The sequence below is a fragment of the Amycolatopsis sp. TRM77291 genome (assembly GCF_054166285.1).
This window is the reverse complement of the sequence record NZ_JBSZHF010000001.1, coordinates 6,430,512-6,435,598: the sequence shown is the minus strand read 5'-3', so window position 1 is coordinate 6,435,598 and position 5,087 is coordinate 6,430,512. Positions and strand designations below refer to the sequence as shown.

At 67.3% G+C, this 5,087-nt stretch carries 8 protein-coding genes; 6 read left to right on the top strand and 2 right to left on the bottom strand.

The window, feature by feature from the left end:
* The first annotated feature begins 86 nt into the window (after positions 1 to 86).
* The 4 genes from ACXIZN_RS29705 to ACXIZN_RS29690 all read left to right on the top strand — a co-directional run bounded on the left by ACXIZN_RS29705 (position 87) and on the right by ACXIZN_RS29690 (position 1,983).
* Positions 87 to 716: a type VII secretion-associated protein gene (locus tag ACXIZN_RS29705; protein ID WP_457958329.1), complete on the top strand. Its 630-nt coding sequence runs from the start codon at positions 87 to 89 to the stop codon at positions 714 to 716.
* Between the two features lie 12 nt (positions 717 to 728).
* Complete coding sequence (locus ACXIZN_RS29700; protein ID WP_126733362.1) at positions 729 to 1,091, top strand: hypothetical protein; 363 nt, start codon at positions 729 to 731, stop codon at positions 1,089 to 1,091.
* A gap of 232 nt (positions 1,092 to 1,323) precedes the next feature.
* Positions 1,324 to 1,644 (top strand): WXG100 family type VII secretion target, encoded by a 321-nt coding sequence (locus ACXIZN_RS29695; protein WP_091597926.1) that lies wholly within the window; start codon positions 1,324 to 1,326, stop codon positions 1,642 to 1,644.
* A gap of 54 nt (positions 1,645 to 1,698) precedes the next feature.
* A complete protein-coding gene (locus ACXIZN_RS29690) occupies positions 1,699 to 1,983 on the top strand; it encodes a WXG100 family type VII secretion target (RefSeq protein WP_125679971.1) in 285 nt (94 codons plus the stop codon).
* Positions 1,984 to 2,106: 123 nt separating this feature from the next.
* Here ACXIZN_RS29690 and ACXIZN_RS29685 read toward each other — a convergent pair whose 3' ends face one another.
* Entirely contained in the window at positions 2,107 to 2,841 is a 735-nt protein-coding gene (locus ACXIZN_RS29685; protein WP_457958327.1) for a DUF4333 domain-containing protein, read from the bottom strand.
* Between the two features lie 58 nt (positions 2,842 to 2,899).
* A complete protein-coding gene (locus ACXIZN_RS29680; protein ID WP_457958325.1) occupies positions 2,900 to 3,790 on the bottom strand; it encodes a hypothetical protein in 891 nt (296 codons plus the stop codon).
* A gap of 276 nt (positions 3,791 to 4,066) precedes the next feature.
* Here ACXIZN_RS29680 and rplM point away from each other — a divergent pair, with 276 nt between their 5' ends.
* Together rplM and rpsI are read left to right on the top strand one after the other, a co-directional pair.
* On the top strand, positions 4,067 to 4,519 hold the full coding sequence (rplM, locus tag ACXIZN_RS29675; protein ID WP_005166833.1) for a 50S ribosomal protein L13: 453 nt from the start codon (positions 4,067 to 4,069) through the stop codon (positions 4,517 to 4,519).
* A 14-nt stretch (positions 4,520 to 4,533) separates the two neighbouring features.
* Positions 4,534 to 5,037 carry a 30S ribosomal protein S9 gene (gene rpsI, locus ACXIZN_RS29670; protein WP_034304312.1) on the top strand — a complete coding sequence of 168 codons (504 nt, stop codon included), beginning with the start codon at positions 4,534 to 4,536 and terminating at the stop codon, positions 5,035 to 5,037.
* The last annotated feature ends 50 nt before the right edge of the window (positions 5,038 to 5,087 follow it).

Here is a 5,087-nt window from a genome sequence, read left to right as displayed (position 1 = left end):
TGTCCCTCCCTGCACTGCCCCGGCCGCCCCCACAGAGCGCGTTTAGCCCGCTAAACGCGACGCGGCAGGGGCCGCCGTCGCCTCCGATGGGACAGCAGGGGATAGCGGCACCCCCGCCGCCGTGGCGGCCGGGTGAGCCCGCCCGGGAGCCCAAGCCCGCCGAGAGCGGCGGGAAGAACAAGAAGCTGCCCTGGATCATCGCGGGGGCCGTGGTGGCCGTCGCGGCGGTCGTCGGAGGCATCCTCTTCGCCGTCAACAGCGGGGAGGCCGAGCCGGAGGGTCGCACGCTCGCCCAGTACGACTACCGCTTCATCGCGCCGCCGGACTGGACACAGACCGACGACCGCGTCGCCAAGCGTCAGGTGGTGATCCACCCCAGCGAATCCCTCACCGGCGACGACCTCGTGGTCGCCCAGGAGAACGTGATGGACTACGACGCGACGGCCGACAGACAGCGGCTCGTCGACGAACTCGGCGCGCTGGCGCGGCAAGAGCCGGAAAAGTACAGCGGCTTCAACGGCAACGCGCAGTACGCCGGCAAGACCGTCATCTACTACCGCGAGACCAAACCGAGCGCGCGCGTCGACTGGTACGTCGTCGTTCAGGGAAAGACTCGCGTCCACATCGGGTGCCAGTACGGCACCGGCTCACCGCTCGAACAACGCGTGAGCGCGGCCTGCGAGCAGGTCGTCAAGACGATGGTGGTCATCAACTGAAGGGGGAGGCATATGCCACCCGAACCCGAGACCGCCGCCGAACACTTCGCGCGTACAGGGCGCGACGCGGTCACCTATGCGCGGCAGGTCGCCCGCACGGCCAAGGCGCGTTACGAACGCCGCCGGGGAGAGAACGCCGAACTGGCGAAGCAATTCGGCAAGGGACGGCTCGCGGGCGGCGAGACCGCGCCGACCCCCGCCGCCCTCCGGAACGCGGCGAAACGGTTCCGCGTGGGTGCAGGTCTTCCAGTCCCCGCTTTGCCCTCAGCGGCAGACCTGGTTCCCCTTCGGCCAGAACCCGCGCCCAGACGGCCACGTGTGGGTGACGACGACGAGGACTTTTCGCAGTCGCGAATCATGAGCCGCGGCGATTGAGCCGCCTGTGTGCGTTCGCTAAATCGCGTGGTGAGAGCCATTTTCCCCGCGGGAAACGCAGGGCGCGCGCCGGGTTCCCGCGTTCGGTTCCCGCCGGGAGCGTTAACGCAAGCAACTACTTGAAACCAACGAGCGACAAGAGGGAACCAGACGTGGCAGTGTCTCCGTCGTAGGTCCGTACCAAACGAACTTCACCAAGTACGGATAACCACGAACGAAGGGGGTAGCTCCCATGGCTGGCGGTTTTCAGGGGAATGTCGAGCAGTTCACCCAGGCTGAGAAGCGGGTGACCGAGGTTCGCGTTTCGATGGACCAGAACCTGAGCAAGCTTCGCGACAACATCGAGGCCACCCGCGCGGGCTGGACCGGCGACGCCTCGATCGCGTTCAACAACGTGATGAAGCGCTTCGACGAGGCGGGCCGTGGGCTCAACCAGGCCCTCCAGAACATCGGTGACCTGCTCGAGCAGGCCGGCTCGAAGTACAACGCTTCCGAGCAGCAGCAGCAGGAACTCATCAACTCGGTCAACAAGGGCTTCGGCGTCCTCGGCTGATCTGGCTCCACCCCGCAACAATCCGAGACTTTTCTTTAATCACTGGAGGAATTCATGGGCGAGATGAAGGTCGATTACGCCACGATCCACGCGGCGGCCGACGACTGCAAGAGCACCGGTGGCGAGCTGGAGTCCCTCTTCGGTCAGCTGAAGAGCGACCTCGCTCCGCTGGTCAACACCTGGCAGGGTGACGCGCAGACCGCGTACATCGCCGCGCAGACCGAGTGGGACAACAAGTTCGAGGAGCTCAAGCAGCTGCTCGCGCAGGTCGCCGGCGTGCTGCCGCAGCTGGCCGACGGTTACCAGGCCACGGAACAGGGCGTCACCGGCCTGTTCTGAGTCTTCCGGCTCCGAACGAGCAACGGCGGGCAGGCATCTTCGGATGCCGAGCCCGCCGTTTCGTTTGTGGCGAAAGAAAAGCCGCGACGGTGTCCGTCGCGGCTTTTCTCGTCGGTTCGAGGGTCAGTGCGGCGCGCCGACCTCGAATTCCGGGCTGGTGTTCAGCACCCGGACGGTGACCTTCTTCTGCTGCCCCGAAAGATCGATCGAGCAGTCGAACGTGGTGCCGTTCTCCACCGGCTGACCGGAAGGGCAGGACACGTTCTTCACGTCCGGCTCCCCGTAGTGCTCGTTGAGCACGCGGACGACACCGTCCTGGACCGACTTCTGGTCGAGCGTGTCGCCCGAGAACGCGCCGAGCAGCCAGGCGCCGACGCCGCCCGCGATCACGACGGCCGCCGCGATCCCGCCGATCAGCAACGTCTTCTTGGACGCCTTGGGCTTCTTCGGCTCCGCCCCGAAAGCACCGAGCCCGCCGTACTGGGAAGACTGTGCCTGCTGGGCGGGCTGGAACCCGCCGCCGTACTGTCCCTGCGGGGGAGCGCTCGGAACCTGTTGCTGTGCCTGCCAATCCTGCTGCTGCGGCATGGGCTGCTGCTGCGGTTGCTGCCACGCCGTTCCGGGCGCGGGGGCGCCGCTTTGCTGCCACGGTCCGGAAAAGGAGCCGGTGACGCCGGGCTGCTGCTGCCACTGCCCCGTATAGGAGCCGGTGTTCGCGCCGCTCGCGTCGTTCTGCTGCCACTGCCCGGCGTGCGGTCCGGTGGCCTGGCCTTCCTGCTGCCAGCCCTGCTGCTGGTTCGCGGGATTCGCGGGCGGCTGCCACCACTGCTGCGGCTGCTGTTCGGGGGGCTGGCTCATCGGTGGTCACCTCGGGACTTCGGGAACTTCACGGCGTCGGGACGAAGGCGGGCCATGCTCAGACGCCCTTCAACTCGCTGAAGCGGCGGTTGAAATCGTCCTTGGCCGCCTTGTCCGGCAGCACGGTGATCTGCGAGGCGTCGGGCAGCTTGGGCAGATCCTGTGTGCTCGCCTTGCCGGTGAAGCGGAAGTCGTAACGCAGCTCGATCTTGTGCCCGCCGCCCTCGATCTTGGCGTCCATCACGATCTGGTTCAGCGTGCCGTCCGAGTTGAGGGAGACGGTGGTGTGCACCGGCGCCTTCTTCATCTCGGCCGTGACCGCCCCGCTGATCGACGGCGGCAGGATCTCCACCCGCCGTTCCATGAACTTCCCGAACGGGATGTCCGCGGTCAGCTCGATCCGGTTCTCCGGAAGGCTTTTGGCGCCCTTCACGATCTTCTTGTCCGCGTTGTAGGACACGGCGATCGCGTCGGCCATCTTGCAGGCGGTGATGATCCCGACCCAGGCGCACGGGATCGCCAGCCCCGCCTCCGACTTCGGCATCGAGACCCACGGTGTCGGGGCGAGGCTCTTGTAGACGGGGCCGAGGTACACGTACTCGACGGTCCCGTCGGCGGGGGTGTACCAGTCGATGCTGTCGTCCGGGTTCTTCTGCGAGCGCTGACGGCTGACCCGGCCCTCCGGCGAACCGGTGCGGGCCGAGGAGATCGTGCTCCGGATGTACTTCTCGTCGAACCGGAAGTACGCGCCCGACTCGCTGGTGACGTCGCGCTGCTGGCCGATGGTGTCCTGGAGCTTGTTCATCGCCGTTTCGAACTTCGTGCCGACATAGGTCGCCGCGTCGTCACCCTTCGGCACGGCGGTGCCCGCCCGCCCCTGGCCGCAGGCGGTGGTGAGGGCCAGCACGGCGCTCAGCACGCACAAGATGGTCGTTGGACGTTTGTTCATCGCCGTTCCCCTGAATCGAGTCCCCGCGCGCGGTGCGCGTCCGGATCGTCTCATCCTCTCCCGCGAAGGACGATGCCGTGGGCGGTTCCGCCACACCGGCGGGGTACAGTTGCGGGGCGCCCGCCGGGCGCCGGTCCTAGTATGGGACCCCGGACCGACCCCCGCTTCGCAGTAGGGTCGGGCGTGGGGGTATCTTCATATGTCGTTGTGCGCTGCGGCGCGTAAGCGCTAGGCCCGCACAGAACCCACACGCAATGTTGACGACGAGGTAGACCCTTGCCCACGTACAGCCCCAAGCCCGGCGACGTCACTCGTGCCTGGCACGTGATCGACGCCGAGGATGTCGTGCTCGGCCGGCTCGCGACCGAGGTCGCCACGCTGCTGCGCGGCAAGCACAAGCCGACCTACGCCCCGCACGTGGACACCGGTGACTTCGTCATCATCGTCAACGCCGAGAAGGTCGCGCTCACCGGTAACAAGCGCGAGCAGAAGTTCGCGTACCGGCACAGCGGTTACCCCGGTGGTCTGCGTAAGCGCTCCTTCGGCGAACTGCTCGACACCAAGCCCGAGCACCTGCTCGAGAAGGTCGTCAAGGGCATGCTCCCGAAGAACAAGCTCGGCCGCGCCCAGGCGAAGAAGCTCAAGGTCTACGCCGGTGCCGAGCACCCGCACGCCGCGCAGCAGCCGCAGGCGCGCGAGATCACCAAGATCGCGCAGGTCGCGCAGTGAGTGAGGAACAGTCTGTGACCAGCACCGAGACCGAGGCCGTCGAGGCTGTCGCGACCACGGAGACCGCTCCGGTCGGCGACGCCGTCGCGACCAGCGAGACCCCCGCCGCCCCGCGTCCGTCGCGTGCCGCCGGTGGCAACGCCCAGACCGTCGGCCGCCGCAAGGAAGCCGTCGTCCGGGTGCGCGTCGTTCCCGGTACCGGTGAGTTCAAGCTCAACGGCCGCACGCTCGAAGAGTACTTCCCGAACAAGGTGCACCAGCAGCTCATCCGTGAGCCGCTGGTGACGGTCGACAAGCCCGACTCGTTCGACATCTTCGCCAACCTGCACGGTGGCGGGATCTCGGGCCAGGCCGGCGCGCTCCGTCTCGCGATCGCCCGTGCGCTCGTCGAGGTCGACGCCGACGACCGCCCGGCCCTGAAGAAGGCCGGCTTCCTGACCCGTGACGCCCGCGCCACGGAGCGGAAGAAGTACGGCCTCAAGAAGGCCCGTAAGGCTCCGCAGTACAGCAAGCGCTGATCGCGCCTCTGGCGCAACCCGCGGAAGCGCCCATCCGTCTCTCGGATGGG